The sequence below is a fragment of the Pseudomonas sp. Y39-6 genome (assembly GCF_023651955.1).
Lineage (GTDB): Bacteria > Pseudomonadota > Gammaproteobacteria > Pseudomonadales > Pseudomonadaceae > Aquipseudomonas > Aquipseudomonas veronii.
In genome coordinates, this window is the sequence record NZ_CP069594.1 from 438864 (window position 1) to 455434 (window position 16571).

The 16571-nt window shown below is 61.7% G+C and carries 19 protein-coding genes and 2 pseudogenes; 8 read left to right on the plus strand and 13 right to left on the minus strand.

The genetic code is table 11. The features are described from left to right. The first annotated feature begins 135 nt into the window (after nt 1-135). The 4 genes from JN756_RS01875 to JN756_RS01890 all read left to right on the plus strand — a co-directional run bounded on the left by JN756_RS01875 (nt 136) and on the right by JN756_RS01890 (nt 3849). Nucleotides 136-936 carry a transporter substrate-binding domain-containing protein gene (locus JN756_RS01875; protein WP_177031414.1) on the plus strand — a complete coding sequence of 267 codons (801 nt, stop codon included), beginning with the start codon at nt 136-138 and terminating at the stop codon, nt 934-936. Nucleotides 937-1156: 220 nt separating this feature from the next. After that, the gene (locus JN756_RS01880) at nt 1157-1954 is read left to right on the plus strand and encodes a transporter substrate-binding domain-containing protein (protein ID WP_046384982.1); all 798 of its coding nucleotides are present in this window, start codon (nt 1157-1159) and stop codon (nt 1952-1954) included. A gap of 208 nt (nt 1955-2162) precedes the next feature. After that, nucleotides 2163-3122 carry an amino acid ABC transporter permease gene (locus JN756_RS01885; RefSeq protein WP_017849893.1) on the plus strand — a complete coding sequence of 320 codons (960 nt, stop codon included), beginning with the start codon at nt 2163-2165 and terminating at the stop codon, nt 3120-3122. Next, entirely contained in the window at nt 3115-3849 is a 735-nt protein-coding gene (locus JN756_RS01890; RefSeq protein WP_017849892.1) for an amino acid ABC transporter ATP-binding protein, read from the plus strand. Before JN756_RS01885 ends, JN756_RS01890 begins: the two co-directional genes overlap by 8 nt. Nucleotides 3850-3852: 3 nt before the next feature. On the opposite strand, the gene JN756_RS01895 is transcribed toward JN756_RS01890, so the two are convergent. The 12 genes and pseudogenes from JN756_RS01895 to ubiE form a co-directional block, all read right to left on the minus strand. After that, on the minus strand, nt 3853-5760 hold the full coding sequence (locus JN756_RS01895; protein WP_201021740.1) for a methyl-accepting chemotaxis protein: 1908 nt from the start codon (nt 5758-5760) through the stop codon (nt 3853-3855). A gap of 142 nt (nt 5761-5902) precedes the next feature. Beyond that, a complete protein-coding gene (locus JN756_RS32275) occupies nt 5903-6775 on the minus strand; it encodes a methyl-accepting chemotaxis protein (RefSeq protein ID WP_371928175.1) in 873 nt (290 codons plus the stop codon). Next, nucleotides 6761-7819, minus strand: a pseudogene (locus tag JN756_RS32280) (methyl-accepting chemotaxis protein); the annotation flags it as partial. The pseudogene JN756_RS32280 and the gene JN756_RS32275, both read right to left, overlap by 15 nt. Before the next feature lie 80 nt (nt 7820-7899). After that, nucleotides 7900-8607 (minus strand): 16S rRNA (uracil(1498)-N(3))-methyltransferase, encoded by a 708-nt coding sequence (locus JN756_RS01905; RefSeq protein WP_201021741.1) that lies wholly within the window; start codon nt 8605-8607, stop codon nt 7900-7902. Beyond that, nucleotides 8604-9398 carry a twin-arginine translocase subunit TatC gene (tatC, locus tag JN756_RS01910; protein WP_017849888.1) on the minus strand — a complete coding sequence of 265 codons (795 nt, stop codon included), beginning with the start codon at nt 9396-9398 and terminating at the stop codon, nt 8604-8606. Before tatC ends, JN756_RS01905 begins: the two co-directional genes overlap by 4 nt. Next, a complete protein-coding gene (gene tatB / locus JN756_RS01915) occupies nt 9395-9805 on the minus strand; it encodes a Sec-independent protein translocase protein TatB (RefSeq protein ID WP_017849887.1) in 411 nt (136 codons plus the stop codon). Before tatB ends, tatC begins: the two co-directional genes overlap by 4 nt. A 10-nt stretch (nt 9806-9815) precedes the next feature. After that, nucleotides 9816-10094 (minus strand): twin-arginine translocase TatA/TatE family subunit, encoded by a 279-nt coding sequence (locus JN756_RS01920; RefSeq protein WP_017849886.1) that lies wholly within the window; start codon nt 10092-10094, stop codon nt 9816-9818. Nucleotides 10095-10119: 25 nt separating this feature from the next. Beyond that, nucleotides 10120-10452: a phosphoribosyl-ATP diphosphatase gene (locus JN756_RS01925; RefSeq protein ID WP_017849885.1), complete on the minus strand. Its 333-nt coding sequence runs from the start codon at nt 10450-10452 to the stop codon at nt 10120-10122. A 2-nt stretch (nt 10453-10454) separates the two neighbouring features. Next, the gene (gene hisI, locus JN756_RS01930; RefSeq protein WP_017849884.1) at nt 10455-10847 is read right to left on the minus strand and encodes a phosphoribosyl-AMP cyclohydrolase; all 393 of its coding nucleotides are present in this window, start codon (nt 10845-10847) and stop codon (nt 10455-10457) included. Between the two features lie 41 nt (nt 10848-10888). After that, a complete protein-coding gene (gene ubiB, locus JN756_RS01935; RefSeq protein WP_017849883.1) occupies nt 10889-12493 on the minus strand; it encodes a ubiquinone biosynthesis regulatory protein kinase UbiB in 1605 nt (534 codons plus the stop codon). Next, complete coding sequence (locus JN756_RS01940; RefSeq protein ID WP_017849882.1) at nt 12490-13113, minus strand: ubiquinone biosynthesis accessory factor UbiJ; 624 nt, start codon at nt 13111-13113, stop codon at nt 12490-12492. Before JN756_RS01940 ends, ubiB begins: the two co-directional genes overlap by 4 nt. Continuing rightward, entirely contained in the window at nt 13113-13883 is a 771-nt protein-coding gene (ubiE, locus tag JN756_RS01945) for a bifunctional demethylmenaquinone methyltransferase/2-methoxy-6-polyprenyl-1,4-benzoquinol methylase UbiE (RefSeq protein ID WP_017849881.1), read from the minus strand. Before ubiE ends, JN756_RS01940 begins: the two co-directional genes overlap by 1 nt. Nucleotides 13884-14027: 144 nt before the next feature. On the opposite strand from ubiE, the gene JN756_RS01950 reads away from it, so the two are divergent. From JN756_RS01950 to JN756_RS01965, 4 genes and pseudogenes are all read left to right on the plus strand, one after another. After that, on the plus strand, nt 14028-14303 hold the full coding sequence (locus tag JN756_RS01950; protein WP_017849879.1) for a polyhydroxyalkanoic acid system family protein: 276 nt from the start codon (nt 14028-14030) through the stop codon (nt 14301-14303). A gap of 104 nt (nt 14304-14407) precedes the next feature. Continuing rightward, entirely contained in the window at nt 14408-14830 is a 423-nt protein-coding gene (locus JN756_RS01955; protein WP_046384976.1) for a phasin family protein, read from the plus strand. A gap of 12 nt (nt 14831-14842) precedes the next feature. Beyond that, the gene (locus JN756_RS01960) at nt 14843-15712 is read left to right on the plus strand and encodes a phasin family protein (protein WP_057003629.1); all 870 of its coding nucleotides are present in this window, start codon (nt 14843-14845) and stop codon (nt 15710-15712) included. 60 nt (nt 15713-15772) lie between these two features. Beyond that, nucleotides 15773-15913, plus strand: a pseudogene (locus tag JN756_RS01965) (DNA-binding response regulator); the annotation flags it as partial. A gap of 23 nt (nt 15914-15936) precedes the next feature. On the opposite strand, the gene JN756_RS01970 reads toward JN756_RS01965, so the two are convergent. Continuing rightward, nucleotides 15937-16557: a TetR/AcrR family transcriptional regulator gene (locus JN756_RS01970; RefSeq protein ID WP_017849876.1), complete on the minus strand. Its 621-nt coding sequence runs from the start codon at nt 16555-16557 to the stop codon at nt 15937-15939. Nucleotides 16558-16571: the final 14 nt, after the last annotated feature.

Here is a 16571-nt window from a genome sequence, read left to right on the forward strand (position 1 = left end):
GCGTTTCCCGTCTCTTCCTTTGTGCTCTAACTCCTTGTTATTTCGAAACAAAAGTCCCTGGTTCAAGGCGTATTGCCGTGCCTGTGTCTGAGTTAGCATCGCCCCCCGAAATTTGACTCGAGCACAGGGGGATTCATGATCAAAAGGTATTGTTCGGCATTGCTGATGGGCGCTGTCGCATTGATTCACGGTGCTCTGGCGCAGGCCGGCGCGCTGGACGACGCCGTTCGGCGTGGCGTGCTGAAAGTCGGCACCACGCCCACCTACGTGCCGTTCGAGATGACCGATAAACAGGGGCGTATCGTCGGTTTTGAAGTCGACTTGCTGCACGCGATGAGCCGCGCCCTGGGGGTCGAGCTTGAGCTGGTGGCGGTGCCGTACACCGAGTTGCTGTCGGGGCTGATGGCGAGGAAATTCGATCTGATCGGCAGCGGCATGACCGTCACGCAGGAGCGCAACCTCAAGCTGAATTTCAGCGACTCGTTTATCGTGGTCGGCCAAACGGTGTTGCTGCACCCGCGCCTGGCCGGCAAGGTCGCCAGCATTGAAGACCTGGACGAGGCCGGCTACCGCATCGCCACCACCGAAGGCACTACCGCGCAGGCGGCGGCGCAGCGGTTTCTGGGGGCGGCTCGGCTCAGCAGTTTCGCCACGCCGGAGGAAGGGGTGCGCCAGGTGGTGAGCGGGGTGGCCGATGCGTTTATTCATGATGCGCCTTACAACCTGATCGCTATGACCCGGCCGGAAAACCAGGCATTGCTGGCGCTGGAGCAACCCTTCACCTACGAGCCCCTGGCGTTCGGCCTGAAAAAAGGCGATTACGACAGCCTGAACTGGATCAACCATTTCCTCAACCAAGTGGCCCAGGACGGCACCTACGATCGGCTGTACGACAAGTGGTTCAAGGACACCGACTGGATGGCCGAGGTCGACTGAAAGTCATACCTACTTACACATCAATCAATTGCCCTCGCCCGACAATGAAGTGTCTACGTCTGCGCTTTGCCGCAGTGCTGTAGGGCTATTCCGACATACCTCGACAACTATTACCGGTGAAACCTTTGTACCGGGCAGCGAGTGGGTTAGGATCGCACCCCGAAATGGTGCAGCCCTTTTTGCGCGCCGACTTCATAAGAATCGTTCAGGGGACTTGATGATGAAAAAGTATCTTTCGATGCTGCTGCTCGGCGTCACCGCGCTGGTCGCGGCCAATGTGGCTCAGGCCGGGGCCATCGATGATGCGGTCAAGCGCGGCACGCTGAAGGTCGGCATGGACCCGACCTACATGCCATTCGAAATGACCGACAAGCGTGGTGAAATCATCGGCTTCGAAGTCGACATCCTCAAGGCCATGGCCAAGTCCATGGGCGTCAAGCTGGAGCTGGTGTCCACCGGCTACGACGGCATCATCCCGGCCTTCCTCACCGGCAAGTTCGACATGATCGGCAGCGGCATGACCCTGACCCAGGAACGCAACCTGCGCCTGAACTTCAGCGAACCGTTCATCGTGGTTGGTCAGACCCTGCTGATCCGCAAGGACCTGGAAGGCACCATCAAGTCCTACAAAGACCTGAACGACGAGAAATATCGCCTGACCTCCAAGCTCGGCACCACCGGCGAGATGGTCGCCAAGAAGCTGATCTCCAAGGCCAAATACCACGGCTACGACAACGAACAGGAAGGCGTGCTGGACGTGGTCAACGGCAAGGCCGATGCCTTTGTGTATGACGCACCGTACAACGTCGTCGCCGAGAAGAAAGTCGGTAATGGCAAGCTGGTGTTCCTCGAAGAACCCTTCACCTTTGAACCGCTGGCCTTCGGTCTGAAGAAAGGCGATTACGACAGCATCAACTTCATCAACAACTTCCTGCACCAGATCAAGAACGACGGCACCTACGATCGCATCCATGACAAGTGGTTCAAGAGCTCCGAGTGGCTCAAGGACATGGAATAACGCCGGCTCCTATGGCTCCTGCTTTCTGTAGGAGCGAGCTTGCTCGCGAAGGCCGTCAACGATAACGCTGGCTTGCTGAATAAACGCGGTGTCTTTGAGTTTTTCGCGAGCAAGCTCGCTCCTACAAAATGCCTTGACTGAATGGCATTAGGGCAAGCCCGCCCGCCACAAAGGTGGGGGCTTACCCGACCCTTTTGGATGTTGAGTAATGAAACAGAAAAAAGCCCAATGGCCCTGGCACCTGCTGACCGTGGTCGTGCTCGTCGGCCTGGCGGGCGCCTTGTACTACGCCACGTCGCTGATGTCCTACGAATGGCGCTGGAACCGCGTACCGCAATATTTCGCCTATCAGGCCGAAACATCGCAGCGCGCGGCGGATATCTCCACCGTTGTCGAGCTGGTGCGCAAAGGCGATGTGGCCGAAGTCACCCTGCGCAACGACGCGGGCACGGAGCAAAAGCTCAGCGTGGCCGACAACAGCCTGAAAGTGGCGCGCGGCGATGACGTGGCGGAAGGCGATGTAGTGGGCGTGACCCGGCAGTGGGCGCTGGGCCCGTTGATGTGGGGCTTGTGGACCACCTTGTGGCTGTCCTTCGTGTCCGGCGTGCTGGGCTTGGCGATTGGTCTGGCGACGGGCCTGTGCCGGCTGTCCAGCAACCCGACCTTGCGCGATCTGTCGACGATCTACGTCGAACTGGTGCGCGGCACGCCGCTGTTGGTGCAGATCTTCATCTTCTATTTCTTTATCGGCACGGTGCTCAACCTGTCCCGGGAGTTTGCCGGGATCGCCGCGCTGTCGCTGTTCACTGGGGCCTATGTGGCGGAAATCGTCCGCGCTGGTGTGCAGTCGATCACCCGTGGCCAGAACGAAGCCGCGCGCTCGTTGGGCTTGAGTGCCAGCCAGTCGATGCGCCATGTGGTGCTGCCGCAGGCGTTCAAGCGCGTGCTGCCGCCCCTGGCCGGGCAGTTTATCAGCCTGGTGAAAGACACTTCGCTGGTGTCGGTGATCGCGATCACCGAGTTGCTCAAGAGCGGCCGCGAAGTCATCACCACTTCGTTTTCGCCGTTTGAAATCCTGTTCTGCGTGGCAGGCCTGTACCTGTTGATCAACCTGCCGCTGTCGAAAATGGCCAGCCGGCTTGAGCGGAGGCTCGCGCAAAGTGATTGAAGTCCGCGATCTGGTAAAAGTCTTCGACACCCGTGGCCATGTGGTGCGCGCGGTGGACCACGTCACCACCCAGGTCGCCAAGGGCGAAGTGCTGGTGGTGATCGGCCCGTCCGGCTCCGGCAAGTCGACCTTCCTGCGCTGCCTCAACGGCCTGGAAGAGTTCGATTCGGGGTCGGTGAGCATCGACGGCCTGCAACTGGCCGATCCGAAAACCGACGTGAACGCCTACCGCCGCGAAGTCGGCATGGTGTTCCAGCACTTCAACCTGTTCCCCCACATGACCGTGCTGGAGAACCTGTGCCTGGCGCAGAAAGTCGTGCGCAAGCGCGGCAAAAAAGAGCGTGAAGCCAAGGCCCTGGCGTTGCTGGAAAAGGTCGGCATCGCGCAAAAGGCCAACGAGTTTCCCTCGCGTCTGTCCGGCGGCCAGCAGCAGCGGGTGGCGATAGCCCGCGCGCTGGCGATGGAGCCCAAGGTGATGCTGTTCGACGAGCCCACCTCGGCCCTCGACCCGGAAATGGTCGGCGAAGTGCTCGACGTCATGAAAACCCTGGCCCTGGAAGGCATGACCATGGTCTGCGTCACCCACGAAATGGGCTTCGCCCGTGAAGTGGCGGACCGGGTGTTGTTCTTCGATCACGGCAAGCTGCTCGAAGACGCGTCCCCGGCCGAGTTCTTCGATGCGCCGAAAGACCCGCGAGCCCAGGCCTTCCTGCGCCAGGTGCTGTGAGCCTCAGAGCCTGAACTTGCCGACCAGTGTCTGCAAATCCAGGCTCAACTGGCTTAACTGAGCGCTCGCCGCCGCCGTTTCTTCACTGGCGGCGGCGGTTTGCTCGGACACATCGCGCACCTTCAACACACTGCGATTGATCTCCTCGGCCACCGCGCTTTGTTCCTCGGCGGCGGCGGCAATCTGCGGGTTCATTTCCTGGATGACCGACACCGTGCGCGCAATGGCCGCCAGGGCGTCGCCGGCGTCGCGGGTCAGGCTGACGCTGTTGTCCGTCAGGCTGCGACTGCTGTCCATGATGTCCGCCACCTGCTGGGTGCCGGTATGCAGACGCAAGATCAGTCCTTCAATTTCCTCGGCCGATTCCTGCGTGCGCAGGGCCAGGCTGCGCACTTCATCGGCGACCACCGCGAAACCTTCCCCGGCACTGCCCGCGCGCGCCGCTTCGATGGCGGCGTTCAAGGCCAGCAGGTTGGTCTGCTGGGAGACTGACTTGATCACGTCGAGCACGCTGCCGATCTGTTGGCTCTCCTGCTGCAACGCCAGCATCGCCCGGCTGGACAGTGCCATTTCACTGGCCAGATGGCCGATCTGCTCCACCGCCTGCGCAACCACTTTGTCGCCGAGGTGGGTCTGTTGGTCGGCTTCGCTCGCCGCGATCGACGCTTGCTCGGCATGTCGGGCGACCTCCTGGGCGGTGGCGAGCATTTCATTCATGGCCGTGGCCACCTGGTCGGTTTCGTCCTTTTGGTTGTTGACCCCGGCGCGGGTTTGCTCGGTGACGGTGGATAGCTGCATAGCCGCGCTGGCGATTTGCCGGGCGCTGTCGCCGATGCCGCTGATCAGGCCGCGCAGGTTGCGGATCATCTGCGCCATGCTCTGCTGCAACTGGCCCAGTTCATCGCGGCGCTCCACGGCGGGGTTTTCGCTTAAGTCGCCCGCGGCAATGCGGTTGGCGACGGCCAAGGCCTCGCGCAACGGCACGGCGATTTGCCGGGCGATCCACCAGGCCGCCAAGGCCCCCAGCAGCAGGGCGGCAAGGGTGACGCTGATCAGCAGGGTTCGGGTGTGCTGCGCTTCCCGGTCGCGTTTGAACACCTGGCCCTGGCTGACCAGATCGCTTTGCGCCAGCAACTGATTGAGTTGTTGTTCAAAGCGGTTTTGCACGGTCTCGGTGTCGAGTTGTGCCTGCTTGAGCGTGGTCAGCAGCGCACGGTATTGCGCGAGGTCGGTTTTGAGCAGGGTGGCGTCCACGGGCAGGCTGGTGACGGCGACTTGAGCGACATCCAGGGCGTCGAGGGCCTTGCCCACCGCTTCGGCATAGGCCTGCAACGACTCGGCGGCCCAGGCGGGGCTGCGCGCGCGATCTTCGGCCTGTTCCATGGCCTGGCGCAGATCTTCGATGGCGTCGAGCGCCTGCTGGTCTTGCTGGTCAGGCAGTTCGCTGGCCAGTTGCGCGAGAGTGTCGCTGGCTTGCAGGGCGGCTTTTTGCAGCGGCGGCCGGGCGTTTTCCCGCTGTTCGATCAACGGCGGCAATTCCACCAGCACCGCTTTGAAGGCGGCCACCAGGCGTTCGGCTTCCTCGAGACGCTGCAGGTCGGTCGGGTCTTTCATGTGTTTTGACAGGTAGTCGAGGTGCTGGTCGATTTTTTCGATCTGCCGCGTCATTTTGCCCAGGCTGGCCGTGTCAGTGAGCGTTCGGTACACGATGCGGTCGGCGCGCATGGCCTCCGCGTCGGCGGCCAGTTGGCCCAGCACCGTCAGGTTGCTGGAGCGGAACAGTGCGGCATTCAAGGCCTGCCAGCCTGTCATGGCGATGATGAAACTGAGGACCAGCACCTGGCCAAAACCCAGGGCGAGTTTGAGTCGGACGCTGGCGTTGACCAGCAAGCGGGTCAGCCGAGGAAACATGATGAACCTCCAAATCTGAAAAAGCGCTGCGCAACAAGGCAAACGCTAAAACGATTTGGGGTGAGGGCGGGCTGATAAGCGTGTAGGAAATTTCACAAGTTGCTGAAGTGCGGCGACCCGGATGGGTCGCCGCCCAGCCCGGTCAGATGCGGAAACGTCCGACCAGGGTTTGCAGGTAGATGCCCAGGCGCGCCAGTTCGGCGCTGGAAGCGGCGGTCTCTTCACTGGCCGAGGACGTCTGTTCTGACACATCGCGCACGTTCAGCACGCTGCGGTTGATCTCTTCGGCCACGGCGCTTTGTTGCTCGGCGGCGGTGGCGATCTGCGAGTTCATCGCCTGGATCGTCGATACGGTACGGGTGATGTTCGCCAGGGCGCTGCCGGCGCGGCGCGTCAATTCGACGCTGCTGTCGGTCAGCCCACGGCTGTTGTCCATGATGGTCGCCACCTGCTGGGTGCCCGTTTGCAGGCCGACGATCAGCTCTTCGATCTCTTCCGTGGATTTTTGCGTGCGCTGGGCCAGGCTGCGCACTTCATCGGCCACCACCGCGAAGCCGCGCCCGGCTTCACCGGCACGCGCTGCTTCAATCGCGGCGTTCAGCGCGAGCAGGTTGGTTTGCTGGGCCACCGACTTGATCACGTCGAGCACGCTGCCGATCTTGTCGCTTTCGCGCTTGAGATGGCCCATGGCCTCGGTGGAGTTGCCGACTTCGGTGGCCAGGCGTTCGATCTGGGCGATGGCTTCACCGACCACCTTGTCGCCTTCGCGGGCCTGCTGGTCCGCTGCCACGGCGGCTTCGGACGCTTCCTCGGCGTTGCGCGCAACTTCCTGCACGGTCGCGGCCATTTCATTCATGGCCGTAGCGACTTGGTCGGTCTCGATTTTCTGATTGTTGACCCCAGCGCTGGTCTGCTCGGTGACCGACGACAATTGCTCGGCGGCGCTGGCGATCTGGGTGACGCCGTCGCTGATGCCGCCGATCAATTCGCGCAGGCCTACGGTCATGCTTTGCATGGCACGTTGCAGTTGGCCCAGTTCGTCCTGGCGCGTGGACGTCAGGTCGTGGCTCAGGTCGCCGGAGGCAACGCGCTCGGCCACCTTGAGGGTCTGATTCAGCGGGATGACGATCTGACGCGTGATCGCCCAGGCGGCCACCAGGCCAAAGATCAATGCCAGCACGGTGGCCAGCAGGAGCAGGTACTTGGCCTGGGCGGCATCGGTGTCGCGCACCGCGGTCTGGGAAATCGTCAGTTTATCGCTGCGGTTCAGCAGGATATCGCCTTGCTCGCTCATGGTTTTGAGTGCGACGGCGGTGGCCACCTGGGAGTCGCGGAACTGGCTGACGGCGGCGCGATAGGCTTGCAGCGAGACACTGGCCTGCTGCAGGTTGGCCTGGTATTGCTCCTGCAATGAGCCTTGCAGTTCAGTGATCTTCTTCAGCGCGTTGTCGATGGCGTCGAGCGCGGGTTGCTCAGCCTCGACCTTGCCGCTGTAGGTGTAACCGCGGACCTGGAAGCGCGCTTGCTGGATCAGCTTGCTCAGGTCGACCACGCTATTGAACTGGGTGACGCTGTCGCCTTGCAGCAGGGACTTCTCGACTTCAGTCACCTTGAGCACCGCATTGTCGGCGGTATTGCCCAGCTTGCTGCGCGCATCCTCACGGTTGGCCCCGGCTTGCGCCATATCGCTGAATGCGCGTTTGTATTGGTCCACGGCGGCCAATTGTTCATCGACCAGCGCGATGTCGGCGGGTTGTTCGATCAGCGTGCGGGCGGTCTTCATGCCGCTGTCCAGGCGGTTCAGCAGCTCGCTGACGGCCGCCGTGCCTTGTTCGCCACGGCGCATTTCATAGTCCAGGCGAGCGATACGCAGGTCTTTGGTCAAGACACTCAGGCTGGAGATATACCCCAGTTTGTCGCCGCGGCTGGTCACATCGCCCAGGCCGGTCCAGCCGGTGAAGGTGATCAACAAGGTAAGGAGCAACACCAGGCCAAAGCCCACGCCCAGCTTGTGGTTGACGCTGACATTCCCCAGCTTTTCGGCTAACCAACGATACATGCTGCGAACTCCCGTGGAACAAGGCTTGGACTTATTCGACGGTTATCGGCAGCGCAGCAGGAATCTGTAGGGATGGGTGGCTAGAACAGCCGGGCGAGCAGGGCGGTGACGGCAGTTTCCACGCGCAGGATGCGCGCACCCAGTTGCACCGGTTGCAAGCCGGCCTTGCTCAGCAGGTCGACCTCGTAGGGTATCCAGCCGCCTTCCGGGCCGATGGCCAGGGTTACCGGCTCGTCCAGACCGCGCGGGCACGGCGGGTAATCGCCGGGATGGCCGATCAGGCCGAGGGTGCCTGCGGTCATGGCGGGCAGGCGGTCTTCGACGAAGGGCTTGAAGCGTTTTTCGATGACGATTTCCGGTAGCACTGTGTCGCGCGCCTGTTCCAGGCCGAGGATCAATTGCTCGCGGATCGCCTCGGGCTCCAGGAAGGGGGTTTGCCAGAAGCTCTTTTCCACGCGGTAGCTGTTGACCAGCACCACCTTCGGCACGCCCATGGCGGCGACGGTCTGCAGCACCCGGCGCAGCATTTTCGGGCGTGGCAGGGCCAGCAGCAGGGTCAGCGGCAGTTTGGCCGGCGGCGGCAGGTCGAAGGCCACTTGCAGCTCGGCTTCGTGGGCTTCCAGGCGCAGCACTTGGGCATTGCCCATCAGCCCGCCGATACGCCCGACCCGCAGGTTGTCGCCCACCGTCGCGCGGTGGACGTCCTGCATATGCACCAGGCGCCGGTCACGCAGGACCACCCGGGCGGCCGCGATAAAGTCGGCCTCTTCAAGCAGCAACAGGTTCACGGCTGGGTCGCTGGCGGCTGGTCGTTGTCGTCGGCGGCTTGGTCGTCGGGGTGTTCGCCACGCTTGGTGATCAGGCTGCTGAACAGGATGCCGATCTCGAACAGCATCCACATCGGCACGGCCAGCAGGGTCTGGGAGAAAATGTCCGGCGGGGTCAGGATCATGCCGACCACGAAGCAGCCGATGACCACGTAGGGACGGATCTTCTTCAGGTACTGCACGTTGACCACGCCGATCCACACCAGCAACACCACGGCCACCGGAATTTCGAAGGCCACGCCGAAGGCGAAGAACAGCGTCATCACGAAGTCGAGGTAGCTGGTGATGTCGGTCATCATCTCCACGCCGGCCGGGGTGGCGGCGGCGAAGAACTTGAAGATCAGCGGGAACACCAGGAAGTAAGCGAACGCCATGCCGGTGTAGAACAGCAGGATGCTCGACACCAGCAACGGCACCGCGATGCGCTTCTCATGCTTGTACAGGCCGGGGGCGATGAAGCCCCAGATCTGGTGCAGGATCACCGGGATCGCCAGGAACAGCGAGACCATCATGGTCAGCTTCAATGGCGTCAGGAACGGCGACGACACGTCGGTGGCGATCATCGTCGCGCCGGCCGGCAGGTAATGGCGCAGTGGCGTGGAGACGAAGGTGTAGATCTGCTGGGTAAAGGCGAACAGCCCGGCAAAGATCACGAAGATCGCCGCCACGCAACGCAGCAGGCGGGTACGCAGCTCGGTGAGGTGCGAGACCAGTGGCATGTGCTGGTCGTTTTCCGGTTTATCAGCGCTCATGGGGCTCGCGGCGGCAATGTAGGGTCATGGGGAGCGGGCGGCGCGGTTGGCGTCGGCGCTGGCTCGGTTGGAGCGGTCGGGGTAGCGGGCGCTGCTTCAACAACGGGCGTGGGCGCAATGCTGTGTTCGGCCACCGGTGTCACCGGCTTGGCCTGCTCCTGCACCGGCGTCAGAATATTGCGCGCCTCCTGCTCCAACGAAAGGATGTGTTCGTTGTGCAGTTGGCGGCGGATTTCGTCGGCGCCGATTTCCCGTTCAACTTCCTGTTTGATGGCGTTGAAACTGCGTTTCAGACGCCCGATCCACAAACCGGCCGTGCGCGCGGCACCGGGCAGGCGTTCCGGCCCGAGTACCAGCAAGGCCACGAGGCCGACGAGCAGCAGTTCAGAGAAGCTGATACCAAACATTAGTCAGTGCTCACGAGTCTTTGCGGATCGGCTCTTCGACTTTTTCAGCCTGCACGTCGAAGGTGCGACGCTCGGTGATCGGCTGGGTCGCCTGCGGGTGGACCGGTTGGGCCGGCGGCACCGGGTTGGCGGCGGGTTCGGCGGGTTTTTCGTCGTCGTTCATGGCCTTGCGAAAGCCCTTGATCGACTCGCCCACGTCGGTGCCGAGGTTTTTCAGTTTCTTGGTGCCAAATACCAGAACGACCACCACCAAGATGACGATCCAATGTTTCCAGTCAAAAATGCCCATGCTGCAATTCCTCTGTAAAAGTTATTCAGGCGGACGGGCGCGAGGCCTTTTCGGCATGCCCGGACAAGCCGAAGCGACGGTCCAGTTCATCCAGCACGGCCTGCGGATGCTGCCCCAGTTGGGCGAGCATGACCAGGCTGTGGAACCATAGGTCGGCGGTTTCGTAGATCACATCGCTGCAGTCGCCGCTGATCTCGGCATCCTTGGCGGCGATGATGGTCTCGACGGATTCTTCGCCGAGTTTTTCCAGGATCTTGTTCAGGCCCTTGTGGTACAGGCTGGCGACGTAGGAGCTTTCGGCATCCGCGCCTTTGCGCTCTTCCAACACCTGGGCCACACGGTTCAGGGTATCGCTCATGTTCAGTGTCCTGCCGAGTAAATGGCGTGCGGGTCTTTGAGTACCGGCTCCACAACCTTCCACTCGCCGTTCTCGAACACGCGATAGAAGCAGCTGTGGCGGCCGGTGTGGCAGGCGATGCCGCCGATCTGCTCGACCTTGAGGATCACCACGTCGGCGTCGCAGTCCAGGCGTATCTCGTGCAGGGTTTGCACGTGCCCGGACTCTTCGCCCTTGCGCCACAGTTTGCCACGCGAACGTGACCAGTAAATGGCGCGCTGCTCAGCGGCGGTGAGGCTCAGGGCCTCGCGGTTCATCCAGGCCATCATCAGCACGCGCCCGGTCTTGTAGTCCTGGGCAATGGCCGGCACCAGGCCGTCACTGTCCCACTTGATCTCATCCAGCCAGTCTTTCATCTTCGGCTCCGGCAATTTGCGACAGTGTATAACCGGATTGGCTACCGACGCACGATCAGATAAACACCCACGGCGACCATGATGCCGGCCGGCCAGTGGCCCAGTTGATTCAGCGGCCCGCCGATGGCCAGCATCACCCCGCCGACCAGATGCGCGGCGCCCAGCAGGCGCAGGAACCAGTCGTCCTTGCGCGTGTGCCACGGCGGCGTCGGGTCTTTGGCGTGGGGCTGGGACATGCGTTCCAGCAGGTCGCGGGTCATGTTGGCCAGGTGCGGCAGTTGCTCCACCTGGCTCTGCAGGTTGCCCAGCAGGGTTTTCGGGCTGACCCGCTCGCGCATCCAGCGTTCGAGGAACGGCTGGGCGGTGTTCCACAGGTCGAGGTCGGGGTATAGCTGGCGGCCCAGGCCTTCAATGTTCAGCAGGGTTTTCTGCAGCAGCACCAACTGCGGCTGCACTTCCATATTGAAGCGCCGCGCGGTCTGGAACAGGCGCATCAGCACCTGGCCGAAGGAAATGTCTTTCAGCGGCTTTTCGAAGATCGGCTCGCACACGGTGCGGATCGCCGCTTCGAATTCGTTGAGCTTGGTTTCCGCCGGCACCCAACCCGAATCGATGTGCAACTGCGCCACGCGGCGGTAGTCGCGCTTGAAGAAGGCGAACAGGTTGCGCGCCAGGTAGTCCTGGTCTTCCGGGGTCAGGCTGCCGACGATGCCGCAGTCGATCGCAATGTACTGCGGGCTCCACGGGTTGAGGGTGCTGACGAAGATATTGCCGGGGTGCATGTCGGCATGGAAGAAACTGTCGCGGAACACCTGGGTGAAGAAGATCTCCACGCCGCGCTCGGCGAGCATTTTCATGTTGGTGCGCTGGTCGGCCAGGGTCGCGAGGTCGGTGACCTGCACGCCGTAGATGCGCTCCATCACCAACACTTTAGGGCGGCACCAGTCCCAATACACTTGCGGCACATACAGCAGCGGTGAGCCTTCAAAGTTGCGCTTGAGCTGGCTGGCGTTGGCCGCTTCGCGCAGCAGGTCGAGTTCGTCGTAGATGGTTTTTTCGTAGTCGGCGACCACGTCCACCGGGTGCAACAGGCGCGCGTCGGCGGAGAAGCGTTCGGCGGCGCGGGCGAGAATGAACAGCCACGCCAGGTCTTGGCCGATGATCGGCTTGAGGCCCGGGCGAATCACCTTCACCACCACTTCTTCGCCGGTCTTGAGCTGCGCCGCATGCACTTGCGCCACCGAGGCCGAGGCCAGGGGCTCGACGTCGAAACGGCTGAACACGTCGCTGATCTTCCGGCCCAACTGCTCTTCGATCAGCTTCATCGACTGCTGCGAATCGAACGGCGGCACGCGGTCCTGTAGCAGCATCAGTTCGTCGGCGATGTCTTCGGGCAGCAGGTCGCGACGGGTCGAGAGGATCTGCCCGAACTTGATAAAGATCGGCCCCAGATCCTGCAAGGCCAGGCGCAGGCGCGCGCCACGGCTCAGGTCCAGCGGCTTGCGCGGGAACCAGCGCCACGGCAGCACATAGCGCACGGCAAGCAGGAACCACGGCAACGGCAGGGCGAACAGCAGGTCATCGAGGCGGTAGCGGATTACGACGCGCTGGATACGGAACAAACGGCGGACGGCGAGCAGCTTCATGCGTTATCGCTTGGATCAAGGGAACGGCTCAGGCGCTCGAAGCGGGCCTCAAGGCGTTCCAGGTCGATTTTGGCCTTGTCGAGTTCACGAAAGCGCGCTTGCGCTTCCCGTTGTCCGACCAGGGTGCGCGATTCTTCGCTCAGGTATTCGGCGAGGTTCTGGTTGAGGCTGGCGAACCCCTGCTGGTACCAGCGCGTGCGACTGCGCAGGTGGCCGCTGATCAACTGGGTGGGCACGGGGCCGATCCAGCGCGACAGTTCGTATTCCCAGTCCAGTTCCAGGTCCTGCAGCACGGCGGCCAGGTCCATCAGCACCGCGCTGTCGCCTTCCAGCGCCACTTCGGGGCCGTGGAGGATGGCGGTCTTGTTGCGGCTCAGCGCCAGGTGCAACAGGCTCGAGGCCGGCGCACGCAGGGTGCAGTCGGCCTCGGCGGCCCAATGGGTCGCGAGCAACAGGCCTTCGTCGCTGGGCAGGATAAACAGCTGCAAGGCGGGGCTCGTGCAGTCGACGGCGATGATCTTGCCGTTCAAGTGCGCCAGCCGCGCCAGGGCGGTGCTGTCCAGGCGCAGCACGCGGTTGACGCCGTGTTCGACGCTGGCGAGCAGGCCTTGGAACAGCATCAGGGCTTGATGCCGCGGTGCAGGGCGACGATGCCCGAGGTCATGTTGTGGTAGGTCACGCGGTCGAAACCGGCGTCCACCATCATCGACTTCAGGGTTTCCTGGTCGGGGTGCATGCGGATCGATTCGGCCAGGTAGCGATAGCTCTCGGCGTCGTTGGTGATCAGCTTGCCCATCAACGGCATGAAGGCGAACGAGTAGGTGTCGTAGACCTTGGACATCAGCGCGTTGGTCGGCTTGGAGAACTCCAGCACCAACAGCCGGCCGCCGGGCTTGAGCACGCGCAGCATCGAGCGGATCGCGTCTTCCTTGTGGGTCACGTTGCGCAGGCCGAAGGCGATGGTCACGCAGTCGAAATGGTTGTCGGGGAACGGCAGCTTTTCCGCATCGGCCTGGACGAATTCGATATTGCCGGCCACGCCTTTGTCGAGCAGGCGATCGCGGCCGACCTTGAGCATCGAGCCGTTGATATCCGCCAGCACCACCTGGCCGGTCGGGCCGACCAGCTTGGAGAACTTGGCCGCCAGGTCGCCCGTGCCGCCGGCGATGTCCAGCACGCGGTTGCCGGTACGCACGCCCGACAGTTCGATGGTGAAGCGCTTCCACAGGCGGTGCATGCCGCCGGACAGCACGTCGTTCATCAGGTCGTACTTGGCCGCAACGGAGTGGAACACTTCAGCGACTTTCTGCGCTTTCTGGCTTTCCGGGACGTTCTTGAAGCCGAAGTGAGTGGTGGGTTCGGCATCGCTGCCTTTGCGCTGATCAGTCATATCGCTGTCACCAAAAGAGAATGCGGGACATGATAATCCCCAAGGCCTGCTTTGTCTTGGCAAGGCTGAAGGTAAGATAGGTGCTCACCGAGACCTTTTGCCGCATGGCAGGTGTTCAAGTCGTTATAAAGAGGAGTCGTTGCAATGGCCCGTATCACTGTTGAACGTGCACACACCCTGGGTAAAGAAGGCGCACGGGCGAAGGCCGAGAAGCTGGCACAGAAACTCCAGGATCAATATGGCCTGGAGCCTTCGTGGTCTGGCGATACGTTGAACCTCAAGCGTTCGGGGGTTAAAGGCACGGTGCAGGTTGCCGCTGATCTGTTGCGTATCGATGTGGAACTGGGCCTGCTGATGTCGGCCATGAGTGGCACCATCAAGACTGAAATCGAGAAAGCCCTGGATAAAGCCTTGGCCTGATCCGACTGTTGTTAGGGTGCCGATTCTAATTTTTCTGCCTACTTTGTGCCCAAGCCCTCAACTTCTGCGGGCCGTTCCTCCACCCTTTTTGCGTGAGGTGCACCATGGCCAAAGTTACCCTGAAGAAAAAAATCGACGCCCCGAGCCACGCCCTGGACGAGGTTAAAACCTATGCCCGCAAGATCTGGCTGGCAGGCCTGGGTGCCTATGCCAGGGTCGGAAACGAGGGCGGCGCGTACTTCAAAGAGCTGGTAAAGACTGGGCAACATGTTGAAAGTAAAGGTAAAAAAGTTGCCGTTGAACAACTTGATGCTGCCAACAGTCAGATTGACCAAGTAAAGAGTAATCTCTCCAGCGTCAAAGGCCGGGTTGAAGTTCAACTGGATAAAGTTGAAAAAGCTTTTGACACTCGTGTTGCAAGTGCCTTGAATCGAATCGGCATTGCGTCTAAACATGACGTGGAGACACTCTCTGCTAAGCTCGAAGAGCTGACGGCATTGCTCGAACGTGTCGCGCGTAAACACTAAGGAGACATCGGGATGGCTGTTAAAAAGACTACTCAGAAAGAAGGCAGCTCGTGGGTCGGGAAAGTTGAAGAATATTCCCGCAAGATCTGGCTGGCTGGTTTAGGCGTTTACTCGAAGATCGACAGTGACGGCAGCAAACTCTTCGAGACGTTGGTTAAAGACGGCGAGAAGGCCGAGAAGTTGACCAAAAGCACCGTGGGTAAAAAAGTCGATGCGGCCAAGGCCAGCGCCGGTTCCGCCAAGTCGAGCATTTCCGAGACTTGGAACAAGTTGGAAGAAACTTTCGACAAGCGCCTTAACAGTGCGATTTCGCGACTGGGCGTACCCAGCCGTGCTGAAGTGAAAGCACTGCACAGCAAGGTCGAGACCCTGACCAAGCAAATCGAAAAACTCACCGGTGCCAAAGTCACCCCGGTGAAGGCTGCTGCGTCCAAGCCTGCCGCTAAAACCGCTGCCGCCAAGCCGGCTGCGAAAACGGCCGCCAAGCCACTGGTCAAAGCCGCCGCCAAGCCGGCTGCCAAACCTGCGGCCAAAGCGCCAGCCAAAGCCGTGGCTAAACCTGCGGCCAAGCCAGCGGCGAAAGTTGCAGCGGCCAAACCTGCGGCCAAGCCAGCCGCTAAACCAGTGGCCGCTAAAGCCGCTGCCAAGCCTGCTGCCAAACCCGCCGCTAAAGCGGTCGCCGCCAAACCTGCTGCGGCCAAACCTGCCGCCGCGAAGAAGCCGGTCGCCGCGAAAAAGCCCGCAGCAGCGAAGCCGGCCGTGGCCGCCAAGCCTGCGCCTGCGGCACTCGCCGCTTCCAGCGCCAACTCGGCAGCCGCGCCGACCGCTGCGCCTGCACCGACTGCCGCATCGGTAACCCCGACGCCATCCAGTCAGTCCTGATCTTTTCGGGGCACCTGAAAAAGCGCCCGGCCTGTGAAGGTCGGGCGTTTTTATGATCGGTCAGTCCATTCGATTGCCGCACGGTTCTCGCGCAGTGCAAGTACGATCAGTACGCAAAAACAATCGGCTTATCGAAAGTTGGGGATCAGAAGTGACTGCGAGCTGTTCAAGTTCACTCGACAGTTCGGTGAGCCTCAATGACGCAGTGCCTGTAAGGCACACGTTTAACCCGGATCGTCCATATAGCGCAGCGCCAGGCGCTCCGTGGTTTCCCGCGCTGCTGGCAACAGGTGCGGCGCGACCAGCATCATGATCTGGTAGACCACCACCTGCACCTCGCCTTCACGGTCGAGAATGCGTTGGTAGTCCAGGGAAAACAGCAGGGTCATGGTGATCTGCTCAACCAATTGGCCTAGCGCCTGGGTGCTGCTGACCAACTGCCCCGCCGCCTGCAGCCGTGCGAGTAATGACGCCAGGGTGCGCTTGAGCGCCGTGAGCAGGTGGCGAATGCCCCTTGCCAGTTTCGGCAGGCGCCCCGCCAGGTTCGACAGGTCCTGGAACAGGAACCGGTAATGGGCCATGCGCTCGACGATCAGGTGCAGGAACAGCCAGTAATCCTGGGCCTCCAGTTGCGCGCCTGGCGGTGGGTCGAGCAGGGGCGCCAGCTCACTCTGGAAACGCTCGAACAGCCCGAGCACCAGCGGTTCCTTGCCATGGAAGTGGTAGTAGAGATTGCCGGGGCTGATCCCCATTTCATTGGCCACCTCCATGGTCGACACGTTCGGTTCGCCCTTGTGGTTGAACAGCAGCAGGGCACATTCAAGGATACGGTCGCGGGTTTTCATCCGGTCTTCTTAAA